This window comes from Streptomyces sp. NBC_01176 (assembly GCF_045039825.1).
In the GTDB taxonomy this organism is placed as follows: domain Bacteria; phylum Actinomycetota; class Actinomycetes; order Streptomycetales; family Streptomycetaceae; genus Streptomyces.
This window is the reverse complement of sequence record NZ_CP108600.1, coordinates 6,503,666-6,521,339: the sequence shown is the minus strand read 5'-3', so window position 1 is coordinate 6,521,339 and position 17,674 is coordinate 6,503,666. Positions and strand designations below refer to the sequence as shown.

Here is a 17,674-nt window from a genome sequence, read left to right as displayed (position 1 = left end):
CGCGGTGACAGCCGAGTGCCGCCGTGGGTCACGGGAGCAGACTGTCCAGCGGGACGTGCGGGTCGGCCAGTGCCTCGGCGTCCAGCCGGGCCCGGGATCGGATCAGCTGCTGGATCGGCTCCGTGACGTCCCACACATTCACGTTCATCCCGGCCAGCACCCTGCCCTCCTTCAGCCAGAAGGCGATGAACTGCCGCTTGCCCGCGTCTCCCCGGATCACCACCTGGTCGTAGGTGCCCGGGGGCGCCCAGCCGGAGTACTCGAGTCCGACGTCGTACTGGTCGGAGAAGAAGTAGGGCACGCGGTCGTACGGCGTCTCGCGGCCGAGCATCGCGCGGGCGGCCGCCGGTCCGCCGTTGAGGGCGTTGGCCCAGTGCTCGACGCGCAGCCGGGTGCCGAAGAGGGGGTGGGGGAAGGCGGCGACGTCGCCGGCGGCGTGGATGTCGGGGTCGGAGGTGCGCAGCCGCTCGTCGACGGCGATGCCGCCGCCGTGCGCCCGGGGGGCGATCTCCAGGCCCGCGGCCTCGGCGAGCCCGGTGCGCGGCGCGGCTCCGATGGCCGCCAGTACGTCGTGGGCCGGGTGTTCTTCGCCGTCGTCGGTGCGGGCGGCGAGCACCATGCCGTCCTGGCCGACGATCTCGGTGAGGCGGGCGCCGAAGTGGAAGCGGACGCCGTGCTCGCGGTGCAGCTCGGTGAAGAGCTGGCCGAGCTCGGGGCCGAGGACCGAGTGCAGCGGGGTCGCCTCCGGCTCGACGACGGTGACCTCGGCGCCGTACTCGCGGGCCGCGGCCGCGACCTCCAGGCCGATCCAGCCGGCGCCGGCGATCACGATGTGCCCGTTGTCCCGGCCGAGCGCGGCGAGGACTCCCTTCAGCCGTTCGGCGTGGGCGAGGCGGCGCAGGTGGTGGACTCCGGCGAGGTCGGTGCCCGGGATGTCGAGGCGGCGTGGCTCGGCACCGGTCGCGAGGAGCAGCTTGTCGTAGTGGACGAGGGTGCCGTCGTCGCCGAAGCGGACCGTCTTCGCGGTCCGGTCGATCGCGTCGACGGTCTGGCCGAGGTGCAGCTCCACGTCGTTCTGCGCGTACCAGGCGGGTTCGTGCACGAAGACGCTGTCGCGCTCCTCCTTGCCGAGGAGATACCCCTTGGAGAGCGGCGGGCGCTCGTAGGGGTGGTCACGTTCGTCGCAGATCAGTATCACCCGCCCGGTGAATCCCTCCGCTCGGAGTGTCTCGGCCGCCTTGGCGCCGGCCAGGCCTCCTCCGACGATGACGAATGTCTGATCCGCGTCGACCACTTGATGCCTCCTCGTAAGGATGTCGCCCCATGCGAGCGTCCCGCACGCAGCGTGATGCGGGAAGAGGGAGTGGCCCGATCAGGCCACGCAGGGTCACACTCCGCCGCCTGTGGTGGGGCGGGTGGTGAGCCTGAGGTGCAGTGAGCGCGCCGAGGCGTCCGTCAGCGAGGCGATCTGGTCGACGATCACCCGCTTGCGGGCGCGGTCGTCGGGCGCCTCGTCGAACAGTGCCCTGAACTGCGGGTCCAGGCCGTCCGGGGCGCGGGCGGTGAGCGCCTCGGCGAGTTCGGCGACGACGATCCGCTGATCGGCGCGGAGCAGTTCCTGCTCGGCGCGCTGCATGACGTAACGGTCGGCGACCGCCTTGAGGACCGCGCACTCCAGGCGCGCGGCGCGCGGAACGACCAGTTCCGCGCCGTAGCGGGTGAGTCTGCCGAGGCCGTACGTGGTCCGGGTGGCGCCCTCGGCGGCCAGGCAGAAGCGGCCGATGAGCTGGCTGGTGGCGTCCTTGAGCCGGGCCTGCGCGATGGCCGATCCGTCGTAGCCGTGCGGCCACCAGTCCTGGTCGAGGAGGCGGTCGAGGGCCTCGGCGAGCTCGGCGGGGTCGGTCTCCGCGGACACGTACCGCCCGATGGCCACCGCGAAGATCTCCTGCCGCTCCGGCTCGGCGTACAGACAGCCGGGGTCGATGTGGCCCGCGTGCAGCCCGTCCTCGACGTCGTGCACCGAGTAGGCCACGTCGTCCGCCCAGTCCATGACCTGGGCCTCGAAGCAGGTACGGGTCGCCGGGGCGCCCTTGCGGATCCAGTCGAAGACCGGCCGGTCGTCCTCGTAGACCCCGAACTTCGAGGACTCGGGGGCGGTGGGGTGGGCGCCGCGCTGCCAGGGGTACTTGGTGGCGGCGTCGAGGGTGGCGCGGGTGAGGTTGAGGCCGACGCTGACCAGCTCGCCGGTCTCCTCGGACCGCACGAACCGCTTGGGCTCGATGCGGGCGAGCAGCCGCAGCGACTGCGCGTTGCCCTCGAAGCCCCCGCAGTCCCGCGCGAACTCGTTCAGCGCCTGTTCGCCGTTGTGTCCGAAGGGCGGGTGGCCGAGGTCGTGGGAGAGGCAGGCCGCCTCGACGAGGTCGGGGTCGCAGCCGAGGGCCGCGCCCAGCTCGCGGCCGACCTGGGCGCACTCCAGGGAGTGCGTGAGCCGGGTGCGGGGGCTGGCGTCCCAGGCCCGGTCGAGGGTCCCCCCGGTGCGGGCGGCGTCGAGGCCCTGGGGAAGGGTGCCGGGCGTGACGACCTGGGTCTTGCCCGCCAGCCGGCGCAGCGCGGAGGAGTGCAGCACACGCGCGCGGTCGCGCTGGAAGGCGGTGCGTCCGGGGCGCTTGTCGGGCTCGACCGCCCAGCGCTCGACGGCGGTCTCGTCGTACTCCTCGTGGCCGGTGCTGTGCTCGTACGCCTTCGGTGCGGTGCCTTCCATGCACCCGACAGTAGACGCAGGTGGTGACGATCGGGGCTCGGAGGACCACCGCGAGCCCCGGTTCAGGTGGCGGCGAGCTCGCGTTCGGAGGCCGGTTCGGGGGCCGCGAGGGCCTGGTCGTAGCGGTGCAGGACGAGGCGGGCCATCGCCGGGTGGGCGCCCAGGGGCGCGGCGGCGATCCAGGGGGCGGCCTCGGCGCAGGCGGTGGCGAAGCGGCCGGGCGCGGTGAAGTAGGAGGCGACGGCGACGCGGTGGCGGCCACGGGCGGCCATGGCCCGCACGGCGGCCGGGACGGTGGGCGCGGCGGCGGAGGCGTACGCCGCCACGACGGGCACGCCGAGGCGTTCGGCCAGCAGTCGGGCGGTGCGGCGGGTGTCGACGGCCGCTTCGGGGTCGCGGGAGCCGGCGGCGGCCAGCACGACACCGCTCGCCCGGCGGGCGGCGTCACTCGCCCGGGTGCGCCAGCCGGCCTCGACCAGCCGCTCGTACAGCGTCTCGACGAGCAGTGGGTGCGGGCCGAGCGGGGCGGCGACGCGGGCGCGCAGGCCCGGGACGGCGGCCGCGGCGTCGGGGACGTCCCGCTTGACGTGGTGGCCGCGGCTGAGCAGCAGTGGCACGAGGACGGCCCGGGGGTCCCGGTCCGTGTCGATCGAGGCGAGGGTGGCGGGCAGCAGCGGTTCGTCGAGCTCGATGTGACCGAGCCGCACGGACAGGTGCGGGCGCAGCTCGCGGACCCGTTCGACGAGGGTGCGAACGGTGCCGAGCGCGCGCGGGTCGCGGCTGCCGTGCGCGACGAGCACGAGCGGTGGGGGCGCCGGGCGCCGCGTGCCGTTGAGCGAGACGAGGCTGAGCTGACTGCCGAGCCGGCTGGTGATCGCGTTCATCAGTTGCGCCGTACTGTCGAGGGGGGCGCCCGGGAGCGGCCGGCCCCCGGTGCCGGTCGGGGACTCGTCGTGAGGGGTGTGCGACGCCGTCATGGACTGATCGTGCCGGTAGGAGGTTGCCGCGCCGTTGCACCGGCATGACGGGTGTTTTCCGGGGGTTCACGGTGACCTGCGGCCGGTCCGTGAGCCTCCTGCACCCGCGGTCACCCTGGCGGGGTGACCCCGGTCACCGCAGGGCGCCGAACCGAACCGGCTCACGCTGCGTCCCCATCTGTCGAACGCCGCTGCGAGCCGACGCCATCTGGGGGACACCGATCATGCTGCGCCTGCCGCGCCCGAGCATCCGTAGAGCGTTTCCCCGACGGCTCCCGCGGCTCCCGCGCACCCGCGCCGGGCAGCGCAGGGCGGTGCAGGTGATCATGCTGCTGTGCGTTCTGGCGCTGCTTCCCGCGACCTGGCTGTACGTCGTGACGGGCGACCGGCTGCGGACCACCGCGGACGTGCCGAGGACCGAGGTCGCGGTGGTGTTCGGGGCGGGGCTGTGGGAGGGCGAACCGTCGCCGTACCTCGCGCACCGGCTGGACGCGGCGGCGCGGCTGTACCGGGCGGGGCGGATCGAGGTCGTGCTCGTCACCGGGGACAACAGCCGCGAGGACTACGACGAACCGGACGCGATGCGCGCGTATCTGACGAAGCACGGGGTGCCGGACGGCCGGATCGTCAGCGACTACGCGGGATTCGACACCTGGGACTCGTGCGTGCGGGCCCGGAAGATCTTCGGGGTCCACGAGGCGGTGCTGATCAGCCAGGGGTTCCACATCCGGCGGGCCGTCGCGCTGTGCCGGGCGGCGGGGGTGCGCTCGTACGGCGTCGGGGTCGACGCCAAGCACGACGCCACCTGGTACTACGGGGGTGCGCGCGAGGTGTTCGCGGCCGGCAAGGCCCTGCTGGACGTGGTGTTCGAGCCCGACCCGCGGTTCCTCGGGCGCAAGGAGCCCGGGGTGGCGCGGGCGCTGGCGGCTGCGGGCGAGCGGTGATCCCCGCCGACCTGACGCCCGCGGAGTGCCGGGTCCGGGACGCCTTCCCGCTCGGTGAGGGCGTCGACTTCCGGGAGAGCCCCGACGAGGACCCCGCGGGCGGGGCGTCCTGGGGACCGGAGCGGACCGTGCGCGCCGAGGTGCTGCGGGCCCTGCTGATCGGCGGAGCCGCCCGGGACGGCGAGATAGCCGGCCTGAGGCTGAGCGGGGCGCGCGTCACCGGGCGGCTGGACCTCACCTACGGGACGGTAGACCACCCCGTACGGCTGCGGTTCTGCCACTTCGAGCAGGACCCGAACCTGTACGGAGCGCGGCTGCGCAACCTGGTGCTGAGCGACTCGGTGCTGCCCGGACTCACCGCGGGCACCCTGCGGGTGGAGGGGGTGCTGCGGCTCAGCTGCTGCCGTGTCAGCGGGCAGGTACGGCTCCAGGGAGCGAAGATCTCGGGCGCCGTCTTCCTGAACGGGGCGCGGCTCGGCACGCCCCCGGACCCGGACGCCCCGGACCGGGATCCCGGGGCGCCGGAGGCCTCCGCGGAACCGGCCCTCCAGCTCAACCACGCCGAGGTCGGCACCGATGTGTGGGCCGTCGGTCTCGTCGCCCACGGCCAGGTCCGGCTGAACGGGGCGACCCTGGGCGGGCAGTTGAACCTCGACGACGCCGAGCTGCACACGCCGGGCGGCACCGCGCTGCACGCCGAGACGTTGTCGGTCGGCACCGATCTGCGGGCCATGCGGCTGCGCGCCCACGGGCGGGTCAACCTGAGCGGTGCCAGGATTCCCCACCAGCTCAATCTCGCCTACGCCCGGCTGTCGAACCCCGGGGGACCGGCCCTGCGGGCCACCAGCTGTGTCATCGGCGAGCTGTGGCTGCGCGACGCCGCCCCGATCGTGGGCACCGTCAATCTGCGCCGCTCCCAGCTGGACCTGCTGCACGTCCCCCCGGAGACCTGGCCCGGCCGGGTGCGCATCGACGGCCTCAGCTACCGCACCCTCGCCCCGCACCTGCCCGCCGAGCTGCGGCTGCCGCTGCTGGAACGGGAGGAGTCCGGTTATCTTCCGTACGCCTACGAGCAGTTGGCCACCGCCTACCGGACCGTGGGGGACGACGCCGCGGCGCGCACGGTGCAGTTGGCCAAGCTCCGGCGGCACCGCGGGACGCTGCCACGCCCCGCCCGGTTCTGGGGTCATCTGCAGGACGCGACCGTCGGGTACGGCTTCCGGCCGATGCGTGCGGCCGGCTGGCTGCTGTTGCTGCTGTGCACGGGCGCGGTCGCCTTCGCGCTGCACCACCCGGCCGCCCTGAAGCCGGCCGAGGCGCCCGGTTTCAATCCCCTCGTGTACACCCTCGACCTGCTGCTGCCCCTGGTCGACTTCGGGCAGGAGACAGCCTTCGCGCCGCGCGGCGGGTACCAGTGGCTCTCGTATCTGCTGATCGCCACCGGCTGGATCCTGGCGACGACGATCGCGGCGGGCGTCACCCGCTCCCTCAACCGGCAGTAGCCGACGGCGGACTCCGCTCGCGCACCGCGCCCGGCGCGCCGCTTCCGCCGGGCGCCGACGACGGATTTCGTCACCGCGTACGCCGACGCTCCCGCCAGTCCCCGCCCGGGACGAGCCGGCCGTGGGCGCGCAGCCGGGCGGTGACGGCGGGGGCGGCCACGTACACCCAGGCCCGCGTGGCCGTGCCGTCCGCGCGGGTCACGTCCCGGACCACCCGCTCGTACAGGTTGCGGGGGTCGCCCGGCACGTACTCCTCCAGCCTGTCGAGCGCGCCGAGCAGTTCCGCGTACGTCTCGGGCAACGCCGCGACCAGCTCCCCGTGCACGACACCGGCGGGCTCCTCGACGGCGTACGGGTACCCGGGTCCGTCGTAGAGCACGATCCCCCGCATCGTCGCGGGCCGTTCGGACAGGGTCCGTCCGCGCAGGAACAGGTCGTGGTTGTGCTCGCCGGGGCGCAGGGTGCCGTAGACGAAAATGGGCAGCCGTCCCCCGTCCGTGACGCTCAAGAGTCGTTCCCCTCCCTCGTTCCCGGGTTGTCCCGGTGCCGCTCCGGACGTGGTCACCACGGTCGTTCCTGTGCTCGTTCCGGGGATGTTCCGGCCACCGTCTCCATGATCGTCTCTCATTAGTGAGGGCGCGGAAACGATTCCCTCCACACGCGCCGCAACCGCGTATGCGCTATGGACATGACATGTCATGGACCTTTAAACCTGAACCGACATCAGCGCCCCCCACACGCGCCTGAGCGTGCCTCCCCGAGGAGACCGATGAGTCGGAACCGGATACGGCCCACCCGAGGTTCCCGTCTGGCCGTCGGGGTGGCCGCCGCCACCACCGCCCTGCTGGCGACCGCCCTCACCCCCACCGCCGGCGCGGCCGACCGGCCGAGCCGGGCCACCGCCATCGGCGACGCGGCGGCGGCCCTCGTGCACGAGGCCGCCCGCCTGGGCCTGACCTCCGCCGAGGGCACCAGCGTGCGCGATGTCGTCATCGACGCGGACGGCAGCCGGCATGTGCGCTACGACCGCACCTACCGCCGGCTTCCGGTGCTCGGCGGCGACTTCGTGGTCCATCTCGCCCCGAACGGCTCCTACCGCGGCGCGGACCGGGCCACCGCCCGCGACCTCGCCGTCCCCACCATCACACCCGCGCTCTCCGCGCCGAAGGCCGCCGGTCTGGCCGCCACCGCGCTGCGCGCCGCACACGTCGGCCAGACCCTGAAGAAGGTGACGGCCAGTCCGAAGCTGGTCGTCGACGCCCTGCACGGCGCGCCGCGACTGGCCTGGCGCACCGATGTGGTGGGCCAGGACTCGCTGGGCAACCCGGTCGCCCGCGCGGTGCTGACCGACGCCCGCACCGGCCGGCAGATCGACGCCTGGGACAGCATCGAGACGGCGACCGGTACCGGCAGGTCGCTCTACAGCGGCACGGTCCCGCTGGAGACCACTCCGTCCGGATCGGCGTACCAGCTCAAGGACCCGACGCGGGGGAACACCTACACGGGCGACGCGGCGAACAAGACGGACCTGTGCGTCCTCGGCATCTGCGTCAGCCGGGCCCCGGCGACCCTCTTCACGGACGCCGACAACCACTGGGGCAGCGGGGCGGCCGCGGACCGTGCCTCGGCCGCGGTCGACGCCCAGTACGGCACGGACGCGACCTGGGACTACTACAAGGACGTGCACGGACGGAACGGCATCGCGGGCGACGGCAAGGGCTCGTACAACCGTGTGCACTACGGCAGCAGCTACAACAACGCCTTCTGGGACGACAGTTGCTTCTGCATGACGTACGGGGACGGTGACGGCACGACGTTCGGCCCGCTGGTCGCGCTGGACGTGGCCGGTCACGAGATGTCCCACGGTGTCACCTCGAAGACGGCGGCGCTGACGTACTCGGGCGAGTCCGGCGGACTCAACGAGGCGACCTCCGACATCTTCGGCACGCTGGTGGAGTTCCACGCGCACAACGCCACCGACCCCGGTGACTACCTGATCGGCGAGAAGGTCGTGCGTTCCGGGTTCGGCAAGCCGGCCCTGCGTTTCATGGACCGGCCCTCCAAGGACGGGAACTCGGCGGACTGCTGGAGTTCGTCGGTGGGGAACCTCGACGTCCACTACTCGTCCGGTGTGGCGAACCACTTCGCGTACCTGCTCGCCGAGGGCAGCGGCGCGAGGACCGTCAACGGCGTCTCCTACAACAGCCCGACCTGCGACGGCGCCAAGGTCACCGGCATCGGCCGGGACAAGCTCGGCGCGATCTGGTACCGGGCACTGACGGTCTACATGACGTCCTCGACCGACTACGCGGGCGCGCGGACGGCGACACTGAACGCGGCGAAGGATCTGTACGGCGCGGGGAGCACGGAGTACGACGCGGTGGCGGCGGCGTGGTCCGCCGTGTCCGTGGGCTGACGCGCCGGGCCGTACACCCGGGTACCGTCCGGTCCCGCCGAGGGCGAGCGAGTGCCGTGTCCTGCCGCAGCGCGTGCCGTGTGCTGCCGCCGGGGCCGGACGCCCGTGCCGCCGAGGCCGGACGCCCGTCTCCGCCGGGGCCGGAGGCCATCACCCGTTCACCATCGGCCTCCCCCCTTCGGGCCCCCGTTCTGCCCTCACGTCCGCGGCACACCGTTGACCTGCCGAAACGCTCTCCGATCCCCCCGTACGGCCCTCTCGCACCACACCCGTTCACCACACTTCCGGCCTTTCCCCGGCAAGCGGGCCCGCACCGATGCCACTTACCTCGGAAGGGCAGGGGCGCGACCGACGCAGCGGCACTTGGGGGTGCCGCGGGCCGTGCCCCCTCGGAGGAGCAGCAACCATGCGACGCACAGCCCGTCTGGTGACCGGTACCGCGCTCGCCGTCGCCGCCGCGGCCCTCACCGCCGTGCCCGCGTACGGCGGGAGCACCGTGAGCCTGGAGGTGTCCCCCTCCACCGCGCTCCCGGGTCACGACATCGCCGTCAGCACGGCGGCGTGCGGCACGAACGGCGCCGCCACGGGTGACGCCAGCGCGGTCGGCGCCGGCACCTTCATGCTCGCCGCCGGCACGCACGAGAACGACGCGGTCGGCCGGTTCCGGGTGCCGCCCAGCGCGCAGCCGGGGACGTACGAGATCGTCGCGAAATGCTCCCACGGCGCCCAGGTCACCGGCGATCTGACGGTGACGATGACGGCGGCGGCCTCGTCGCGCGACCAGGTCCAGCCGCACGGGCATGTGAACACGGGCGTCGGTGGCGCACTCGGCACCGACCCCACAAGGACCGCGGCGGGAGTGGCGGCCCTGGCCGTCGCCGCCGCGGGCGGTACCTGGCTCCTGCATCGCCGGGCGAGAGGCGACGGGATCTGACGGACACCCTCCGCTGTCCGTCCGCCGGTACCGCCGTTCCCTCCCCCTCCGTGGCCCGACGCCCCTCGCGGCCCGGAGGGGGACGGGGACCAACCCACCCACCCCCGAGCGACACCCCCGAGGCAGCCCGGAAGGACCCCTGCCTCCCCCGAGAGGAGGCTCCAGTGCACCGGATACCCAAGGCCGGTCACCCCGGCCGCGTCGGCAACACCGTCATAGCGTCCGTCACCGTGGTCGCCCTCTGCTCGGGCGTCTGGCTGGTGCGCAGCGGCACCGAGCGCCATCCGCCGCCCCAGCCCTCCGCCGCCCAGTCGGGCACCGGCAGCGCCGCCCGGCAGTCCGTGCCCGCGCTCCGCCACTCCCCGCCCGAACGGATCCGCATACCCTCGATAGGCGTGAACGCCCCGCTGATGGGCCTCGGGCTCACCCCCCAGGGCAGTCTGGACGTCCCGCCCGCCGAGGAGAAGAACCTCGCGGGCTGGTACGAGGCCGGCACCACGCCCGGTGAGCGCGGCACCGCCATCGTCGCCGGTCATGTCGACAACACCGAGGGACCGGCCGTCTTCTACGACCTCGGCGCCCTGCACAAGGGCAGCGCCATCGACGTGGCGCGCCGCGACGGCGGCACCGCGCACTTCACCGTCGACGCCGTCGAGGTGTACGACGCCCGTGACTTCCCCGACGACAAGGTGTACGGGGCCGCGTCCCGCCCCGAACTGCGCGTCATCACCTGTGGCGGCGGCTATTCGAGGACGACGGGCTACCAGGGCAACGTGGTCGTCTTCGCCCACCTCACCGGCGGCAGCTGACCCGGGCCCGCCCGCGGGCGGGCCGACGCGGGTCCGGCCGGAACGCAGGCCTCAGGCCACCCACTGCTGGTACGCCAGGTTCGCCACCAGCGCGAACACCACCGTCAGCAGGACCACCCGGACGAAGCCGCTGCCCCGCTTCAGCGCGGTGTGCGCCCCGACGGTGCCGCCGACGAGGTTGAAGACCGCCATCAGCGCGGCCAGTTGCCAGTACACCGTGCCCTTCCAGGCGAAGGTCGCGAGGGCGCCCGCGTTGGTGCAGCAGTTGACGATCTTGGCGGTGGCGGAGGCGGTGACCAGGTCGAGATGGAGCAGCGCGGTGAGGGCGAGGACGAGGAAGGTGCCCGTGCCGGGGCCGATGAGCCCGTCGTAGAAGCCGATGCCGAGGCCCGCGAGGCCGATCGCGGCGAGCACGCGGCGCGGCGGGACGGGCTCGGCGGAGGGCGCGGTGCCGAAGGCGGGGCGCAGGATGACGAACGTCCCGACGCCGACCAGGACCACCATGACGACCGGCTTCAGGACGTCCGTGCTCATCCCGGCGGCCACGAAGGCTCCGCCGGTGGAGCCGGCGAGCGCCGCGAGACCGATCCGGACGGCCAGCCGCACGTCGACGGGCGCCTTGCGGGCGTAGGTCACCGCCGCGCCGCTCGTCCCGACGATCGCGACCGCCTTGTTGGTGCCGAGCGCGTACGCCGCCGGGGTGCCGCCCGGCAGTCCGAGGAGCAGCGCGGGCAGCAGGAGCAGTCCGCCGCCGCCCACCACGGCGTCGATCCATCCCGCCGCGAGGGAGGCGAGGCACAGCACAACGACCATGGTCAGCGATATGTCGGGCATGATCGCGACCCTATGGAGGAGATGGATGTGCCGTCCATGGAATTGGGCGTCTTCTGAGGTACGGCGCTGGTCCGGAGCCCCGCGGGACCGCCCGGCACCCTCCGCGGACGCGTGTCGGGCGACGCCACCCACGGGTACACGGCATCCGGCGACGGCACCCACCGGTACCCGACGCCCGGCCACAGCACCCACCGGTACGCGACACCCGGCCACGGCACCCACCGGTACGCGACACCCGGCCACAGCACCCACCGGTACGCGACGCCCGGCCACAGCACCCACCGGTACGCGACGCCCGGCCACAGCACCCACCGGTACGCGACGCCCGGCCACGGCACCCGCCGGTGACGCCTGTGGGGCCGCCGCGGGGCGGGACCCTCACAACCGGCCGCCGCCTCCGCTGAGATCAGCGTTCCGCCCGGGAAACAGCGGGGATGCGGCCGGGTAACACCGGCATCGCACGCTGCGGGCATGACCTCGAACGAGCGGCCGGCGGTGACCGGTGCCGGATCCGCGGGGACCCGTCCCGCCCGCGGCGGCCCGAACCCGGGGCCGCGACGAACCCGGCGTCGCGAAGAGCCGGTGCCTCGGTGGTGTCCGCCGTACCCGCGGATGCCGATGAGCACCGCCCGCGCCACCGCGTGCCGCCCGCCCGGGTCCCGGCCGCAAGCCGCACGACCGCTCCCCGACGACGGAGGCTCCTGATGTCCACGGACTCCCCCACGATCGTGCTCGTCGGCCACGGCATGGTCGGCCAGCGCTTCCTGGAGGCGCTGGCCGAACGCGGGCTCACCGCCACGCACCGGGTGGTCGTGCTGGGCGAGGAGCCCCGTCCGGCCTACGACCGCGTCCGGCTCACCTCGTACTTCTCGGGCCGCACCCCGGACGAACTCTCGCTGACCGACCCCGGGTTCATCACCGCGCACGGCATCGAACTGCGCCTCGGCGACCCGGCCGAGACGATCGACCGGACGGCACGGACGGTGACGGCCCGCTCCGGCCTGACCGTCGCCTACGACACCCTGGTCCTCGCCACCGGCTCCGCCCCCTTCGTGCCGCCCGTGCCCGGCAGGGACGCCGAGGGCTGCTTCGTCTACCGGACCATCGAGGACCTGCTCGCCATCGAGGAGTACGCGAAGACGCGGGCGACGACCGGCACCGTGGTCGGCGGCGGCCTGCTGGGCCTGGAAGCGGCGGGCGCGCTCCAGAGCCTCGGACTGGCCACGCACATCGTGGAGTTCGCACCGCGCCTGATGCCCGTGCAGGTCGACGAGGGCGGCGGCGCGGCACTGCTGCGCACCGTCGGGGACCTCGGTCTGAGCGTCCGCACCGGTACCGGCACGCGGGAGATCGTCACCGGAGCCGACGGCGCCGTGACCGGCATGAGACTCTCCGACGACTCCGAACTCGCCACGGATCTCGTGGTGTTCTCGGCGGGGGTGCGTCCGCGCGACCGGCTCGCCCGCGACGCCGGACTCACGGTCGGCGAGCGCGGCGGCATCACGGTCGACGAGCGGTGCCGCACCTCCGACCCGCGCGTGTACGCGATCGGCGAATGCGCCCTCGCGTCCGACGGCCGGGTGTACGGGCTGGTCGCGCCCGGGTACGAGATGGCCGAGACGGCCGCCGCGACGATCGCCGGCGCGGACGCCGCTTTCACCGGTGCCGACCTCTCCACCAAGCTCAAGCTGCTCGGCGTGGACGTCGCATCCTTCGGCGACGCGCACGGCACCACCGCCGACTGCCTCGACGTCGTCTACGCCGACTCGCGCTCGGGCACGTACCGCAAGCTCGTCGTCGGCCGCGACGGCGAGTTGCTCGGCGGCATCCTGGTCGGCGACGCCGACGCGTACGGCACCCTGCGCGCCCTCACCGGATCGGTACCGCCGATCGCCCCCGGGCAACTGGTCCTTCCGGCGGGCGCGGGCGCCCCGGCCGTTCTCGGCCCCTCCGCGCTCCCCGACGCGGCCGTCGTCTGCTCGTGCCACCACGTCACCAAGGGCACGGTCCGCGACGCGGTCGCCGAACACGCCTTCACCACCGTGCCGGAGGTGAAGAGGTGCACCAAGGCCGGTACCGGCTGCGGGAGTTGCGTCAAGGTCCTCGGTCAGCTCGTGGACGAGGAGCTGGCGGCGCAGGGCGTCGAGGCCGACCACGGCCTGTGCGGCTGCTTCCCGCAGACCCGCGAGGAGCTCTACGAGATCGTCCTCGCGCTGCGGATCTCCTCGTACCGGGCGCTGCTGGACCGCTACGGGCGGCCCGGTGCCCGGGGCGGCGACGGATGCGAGATCTGCAAACCGGCGGTCGCCTCGGTCCTCGCCTCGCTCGCCCCGGTCATCGGCGCGAGCGGCCATGTCCTGGACGGCGAGCAGGCCGCCCTCCAGGACACCAACGACCACTTCCTCGCCAACCTGCAGAGGAACGGCTCGTACTCGATCGTGCCGCGCGTCCCGGGCGGCGAGATCACCCCCGAGAAGCTCATCGTGATCGGTGAGGTGGCCCGGGACTTCGGCCTCTACACCAAGATCACGGGCGGTCAGCGCATCGACCTGTTCGGCGCCCGGGTCGAGCAACTCCCGCTGATCTGGGCCAGGCTGGTGGACGCGGGCTTCGAGTCCGGGCACGCGTACGGAAAGGCGCTGCGGACCGTGAAGTCCTGCGTCGGCCGGACCTGGTGCCGCTATGGGGTCCAGGACTCGGTCCGGATGGCGATCGACCTGGAGCTGCGCTACCGGGGACTGCGCTCACCCCACAAGCTCAAGTCGGCGGTCTCCGGGTGCGCCCGGGAGTGCGCCGAGGCCCGGTCCAAGGACTTCGGCGTCATCGCGACGGCAGGCGGCTGGAACCTCTGGGTCGGGGGCAACGGCGGCGCCACACCGCGCCACGCGGACCTGCTGGCCCAGGACCTGGACGATGCGCGGCTGATCCGTCTGATCGACCGGTTCCTGATGTTCTACATCCGTACCGCCGACCGGCTGGAGCGCACCTCGGCCTGGCTGGAGCGGATCCCGGGCGGCCTCGGCCACATCCGGGACGTCGTCGTGCACGACTCGCTCGGCATCTGCGAGGAGCTGGACTCCCTGATGGCCGCCCATGTCCGCGCCTATCGCGACGAGTGGGCGCAGACCCTCCGCGACCCGGTGCGACTGGCCCGGTTCGTGTCGTTCGTGAACGCCCCCGGCGTCCCCGACCCGGTGGTCGGCTTCGTCCCGGAGCGCGACCAGATCAAGCCGGACCTGCCGCTCCTGGCCATCGGCCGACGCCCTCTGGAAGGAAGCGCCCAGCGATGACCCGACCCCGGAACACCCAGACCCCGAGCGTCCAACTCCTCTTGGGTGCCGACTGGTTGACCATCTGCGACCTGTCCGCCCTCACGCCCGGCCGGGGGGTGGCCGCACTGCTGCCGGACGGCCGTCAGGCCGCCGTCTTCCGCGACCGGACGGGCCGGACGTACGCCATCGACAACCGCGACCCGTTCAGCGGCGCGGCGGTCCTCTCCCGCGGCCTGACCGGCTCCCACCAGGGCCGGCCCTTCGTCGCCTCGCCGCTCCTCAAGCAGCGGTTCGACCTGGAGTCGGGACGGTGCCTGGACGACGAGACGGTGACCGTCACGACGTACGCGGTGCGGACCCACCGGAGCAGCGCGCACACCAAGTAACTTGACCAGTCGTTCTGGAAAAGCCTAGGCTGCCTCGCATGGCCAGGACCAAGGAGTTCGATCCGGACGCGGCGCTGCAGTCGGCCCTGGAGCTGTTCTGGCGCCGCGGCTACGAGGCGACGTCGATGACGGATCTCGTCGAGCACCTCGGCGTGGGGCGGGCCAGCATCTACGCGACCTTCGGCAACAAGCACGACCTGTACCTGAAGGCGCTGGACCGTTATCAGCAGGCGCGCAATCCGCAGCTGCTGCGGGAGTTGTCCCAGCCGGGCCCCGCCCTGCCGGCCGTCCGTGCGGTGGTCCGCCGTTTCGCGACCGAGGCGGCGACCGGCGAACGGCGCCTGAGCGGCTGCTTCGTCACCAACACGGCCACCGAACTGGCGCCGCACGACACCGACGCGGCGCGCCGGGTCGAGCACAACTGGGACCACCTCGAAACCCTGCTGCACGCGGCCCTGGTCCGCGCCGAGGCCCAGGGCGAACTGCCCGCCGGCCGCGACCCGCTGGCCCTCGCCCGCATGCTGCTGGTCCTGATGCAGGGGCTGCGGGTGGTGGGCAAGGCGTCCACGGACCCGGCCCGCGTGCGGGACGCCGCGGAACAGGCACTGACCCTGCTCGACTGAACACGCCGCCGCTCAGCGCGTTTCGGCGTCCCCTCATATTGAACCGATCAGTCAATAAAGTTGCCCTCTCCTCACCTACGCATCCCGTACGACACCGCAGACGAATGGAGGACTCGTGAGCGTCCGCTTCTCCGGCAGGACCGCCCTCGTCACGGGTGCCGGATCCGGCATCGGCCGCACCACCGCCCTGGCGTTCGCCGCCGAGGGCGCGCACGTCGTCGTCGCCGGGCGCACCGCCGCCCCGCTGGACGAGACGGTCGCGCTGATCGAGGCGCGCGGCGGCAAGGCGCTGGCCGTGCCCGCCGACGTGTCGCGCGCCGCCGACTGGCGGGATCTCGTCGGGGCGGCCGTGGACCGCTTCGGCTCACTCGACGTGGCGGTCAACAACGCGGCCGTCTTCCACGGCGGAACACCGCTCGCCGACCTCGCGGAGGCCGACTGGCGCGCACAGTTCGACATCAACACGACCGGCGTGTTCCTGGCTCTCCAGGCCCAGATCCGGCAGATGCGGACCCAGCCGTCCGGCGGCGCGATCGTCAACATCGCCTCCACCATCGGCGTGCACACCCGGCGCCCGGGCGTCGCCGCCTACGCCGCGTCCAAGGCGGCCGTCACCGCGCTGACCCGCGCCGCGGCCCTCGACCACATCGCCGACGGCGTCCGGATCAACGTCGTCAGCCCCGGCGCCGCCGCCACCACGATGTCGCTGCGCCCCGGGGAGTCGGAGGCCGAGCGGGTCGAGCGGGTGCGGCACGAACTGCCGCTCGGCCGGGTGTCCAGGACGGCGGAGGTCGCCGCGGCCGTCCTGTACCTGGCGTCCGAGGACGCGGCGTCGGTCGTCGGCACGGACCTGGTGGTCGACGGCGGCGGGGCGCTCTGAGCGCCGGCGGACCGGTCAGGCCTTCAGGGCGTCGTACGACACTCCGGTGAGCCGCTCGGAAACGTCCCAGAGCCGCTCGCCCGCCGTGTCGTTGCGGGTCCAGCCGGCCCGCCAGGACTCGGCCGGCGCGCCCCGCCACATCGCGAACGAGGGCCCGGTGAAGGAGTCGGGGCGCACACCGGGCGCGGTGGCCGCGTACAGCGTGGGCAGGGCCCCCGCCTGCGGGCTCTGCCCGAAGACCCGGTTGCCGATCTCCATGAACCGCTCGGCCCCCTTACGGCCGGCCATCCTGGGCCCGGCGGTCTGCAGGTTCGTCGCGGCGTACCCGGGATGGGCCGCGGCCGCCACGACGTCGGAGCCGACTGCGTCCAGCCGGCGTGCCAGTTCGTGGGTGAAGAGCAGGTTGGCGGTCTTGGAGCGGGCGTAGGCGATCCAGCGCCGGTAGGAGGGCCGCTCGCTGTCGAGGTCGTCGATGTCGATGTTGGAGAGCGCGTGCATCATGCTCGACACGGTCACGACACGTGCGTGGGGGGTGTTCAGCAGCGCGGGGAGCAGCAGCCCGGTGAGCGCGAAGTGCCCCAGGTGGTTGACCCCGAACTGCGTCTCGAACCCGTCGGTGGTACGCCCCTGCGGCAGGGCCATCACCCCGGCGTTGTTGACGAGCAGATCGAGCCGCTCGCCGTACAGGTGGTCGTACGTCGCCGCGAACTCCCGGACGGAGTCGAGATCTCCCAGGTCCAGCCGCACGAACTCCAGTTCCGCACCCGGCACTTCGGAGACGATCCGGTCGCCCGCCTCGCTCCCCCGCGCCTCGCTGCGGCAGGCCAGCACGACCCGCGCCCCACGCCGGGCGAGCTCACGCGCCGTCACATAGCCGATTCCGCTGTTGGCGCCGGTGACGACGGCCGTACGACCGCTCTGGTCGGGGATGTCGTTCACGTTCCACGCGGCCATGCCGGACCTCTCTCCACCGATGTCTGTTCCTCACCGTACGCCGCACCAGGTGCCCGACGTCCGTGCCGTCAGTCGCGTCGGATCAACTCGGGGTCGATCCGTCGCCCGGACAACGGCAACGCGCCGACGGCGGCCACGATCACGACGCCCAGCGCGCAGGCGAGCAGGACGGGGACCCCGGCCCCGTCCCAGCGGACCGGCCCTCCGCCGATGACCAAGCCGAGGATCATGCCTACGGTGAGGAGGGTTTTGACGACGGCCACTTCCTGGAGCGAGGTGACGACAAGGCCCTGCGGAATGACGTCCACAGCAGGCGCGGGCGAGGGTCCGGTTGGGTTGTCAACCGCCACTGGAGCGCGGCGACTTGCCCGGTCAGGGCCAC

17 protein-coding genes are annotated in these 17,674 nt (G+C 73.2%); 10 read left to right on the top strand and 7 right to left on the bottom strand.

Annotated elements, in window-relative coordinates; genetic code table 11:
- Positions 1-28: 28 nt before the first annotated feature.
- The 3 genes from OG199_RS28130 to OG199_RS28120 form a co-directional block, all read right to left on the bottom strand.
- A complete protein-coding gene (locus tag OG199_RS28130; protein ID WP_401799073.1) occupies positions 29-1,294 on the bottom strand; it encodes an NAD(P)/FAD-dependent oxidoreductase in 1,266 nt (421 codons plus the stop codon).
- A 93-nt stretch (positions 1,295-1,387) separates the two neighbouring features.
- The gene (locus tag OG199_RS28125; protein WP_356807078.1) at positions 1,388-2,761 is read right to left on the bottom strand and encodes a deoxyguanosinetriphosphate triphosphohydrolase; all 1,374 of its coding nucleotides are present in this window, start codon (positions 2,759-2,761) and stop codon (positions 1,388-1,390) included.
- A gap of 62 nt (positions 2,762-2,823) precedes the next feature.
- Entirely contained in the window at positions 2,824-3,738 is a 915-nt protein-coding gene (locus tag OG199_RS28120) for a sirohydrochlorin chelatase (RefSeq protein ID WP_356807080.1), read from the bottom strand.
- A 224-nt stretch (positions 3,739-3,962) separates the two neighbouring features.
- Between OG199_RS28120 and OG199_RS28115 the strand changes: the two genes are divergently transcribed.
- Together OG199_RS28115 and OG199_RS28110 are read left to right on the top strand one after the other, a co-directional pair.
- The gene (locus OG199_RS28115; RefSeq protein ID WP_401799075.1) at positions 3,963-4,682 is read left to right on the top strand and encodes a vancomycin high temperature exclusion protein; all 720 of its coding nucleotides are present in this window, start codon (positions 3,963-3,965) and stop codon (positions 4,680-4,682) included.
- Positions 4,679-6,184, top strand: a complete 1,506-nt coding sequence (locus OG199_RS28110; protein WP_401799077.1) for a membrane-associated oxidoreductase — start codon at positions 4,679-4,681, stop codon at positions 6,182-6,184. Before OG199_RS28115 ends, OG199_RS28110 begins: the two co-directional genes overlap by 4 nt.
- 70 nt (positions 6,185-6,254) lie before the next feature.
- On the opposite strand, the gene OG199_RS28105 is transcribed toward OG199_RS28110, so the two are convergent.
- Complete coding sequence (locus tag OG199_RS28105; protein ID WP_405831825.1) at positions 6,255-6,692, bottom strand: gamma-glutamylcyclotransferase family protein; 438 nt, start codon at positions 6,690-6,692, stop codon at positions 6,255-6,257.
- Between the two features lie 261 nt (positions 6,693-6,953).
- On the opposite strand from OG199_RS28105, the gene OG199_RS28100 reads away from it, so the two are divergent.
- The 3 genes from OG199_RS28100 to OG199_RS28090 all read left to right on the top strand — a co-directional run bounded on the left by OG199_RS28100 (position 6,954) and on the right by OG199_RS28090 (position 10,343).
- The gene (locus tag OG199_RS28100; RefSeq protein WP_356807086.1) at positions 6,954-8,600 is read left to right on the top strand and encodes a M4 family metallopeptidase; all 1,647 of its coding nucleotides are present in this window, start codon (positions 6,954-6,956) and stop codon (positions 8,598-8,600) included.
- Between the two features lie 406 nt (positions 8,601-9,006).
- Positions 9,007-9,534 (top strand): hypothetical protein, encoded by a 528-nt coding sequence (locus tag OG199_RS28095; RefSeq protein WP_356807088.1) that lies wholly within the window; start codon positions 9,007-9,009, stop codon positions 9,532-9,534.
- Between the two features lie 164 nt (positions 9,535-9,698).
- Entirely contained in the window at positions 9,699-10,343 is a 645-nt protein-coding gene (locus OG199_RS28090) for a class F sortase (protein ID WP_405831822.1), read from the top strand.
- 51 nt (positions 10,344-10,394) lie between these two features.
- On the opposite strand, the gene OG199_RS28085 is transcribed toward OG199_RS28090, so the two are convergent.
- Complete coding sequence (locus OG199_RS28085) at positions 10,395-11,177, bottom strand: TSUP family transporter (RefSeq protein ID WP_356807092.1); 783 nt, start codon at positions 11,175-11,177, stop codon at positions 10,395-10,397.
- A gap of 111 nt (positions 11,178-11,288) precedes the next feature.
- Here OG199_RS28085 and OG199_RS28080 point away from each other — a divergent pair, with 111 nt between their 5' ends.
- The 5 genes from OG199_RS28080 (at position 11,289) to OG199_RS28060 (ending at position 16,338) form a co-directional block, all read left to right on the top strand.
- Complete coding sequence (locus tag OG199_RS28080) at positions 11,289-11,525, top strand: hypothetical protein (protein ID WP_405831820.1); 237 nt, start codon at positions 11,289-11,291, stop codon at positions 11,523-11,525.
- 356 nt (positions 11,526-11,881) lie between these two features.
- Positions 11,882-14,467: a nitrite reductase large subunit NirB gene (nirB, locus tag OG199_RS28075; RefSeq protein WP_401799087.1), complete on the top strand. Its 2,586-nt coding sequence runs from the start codon at positions 11,882-11,884 to the stop codon at positions 14,465-14,467.
- The gene (gene nirD / locus OG199_RS28070) at positions 14,464-14,835 is read left to right on the top strand and encodes a nitrite reductase small subunit NirD (RefSeq protein WP_405831819.1); all 372 of its coding nucleotides are present in this window, start codon (positions 14,464-14,466) and stop codon (positions 14,833-14,835) included. The genes nirB and nirD overlap by 4 nt, the downstream gene beginning before the upstream one ends.
- 38 nt (positions 14,836-14,873) lie before the next feature.
- On the top strand, positions 14,874-15,458 hold the full coding sequence (locus OG199_RS28065; RefSeq protein WP_356806200.1) for a TetR/AcrR family transcriptional regulator: 585 nt from the start codon (positions 14,874-14,876) through the stop codon (positions 15,456-15,458).
- Positions 15,459-15,573: 115 nt separating this feature from the next.
- Positions 15,574-16,338, top strand: a complete 765-nt coding sequence (locus OG199_RS28060) for an SDR family NAD(P)-dependent oxidoreductase (protein ID WP_405831817.1) — start codon at positions 15,574-15,576, stop codon at positions 16,336-16,338.
- Positions 16,339-16,353: 15 nt separating this feature from the next.
- Here OG199_RS28060 and OG199_RS28055 read toward each other — a convergent pair whose 3' ends face one another.
- Positions 16,354-17,292 carry an oxidoreductase gene (locus OG199_RS28055; RefSeq protein WP_405831816.1) on the bottom strand — a complete coding sequence of 313 codons (939 nt, stop codon included), beginning with the start codon at positions 17,290-17,292 and terminating at the stop codon, positions 16,354-16,356.
- A gap of 68 nt (positions 17,293-17,360) precedes the next feature.
- Entirely contained in the window at positions 17,361-17,600 is a 240-nt protein-coding gene (locus tag OG199_RS28050; RefSeq protein ID WP_356806205.1) for a hypothetical protein, read from the bottom strand.
- Positions 17,601-17,674 lie beyond the last annotated feature (74 nt).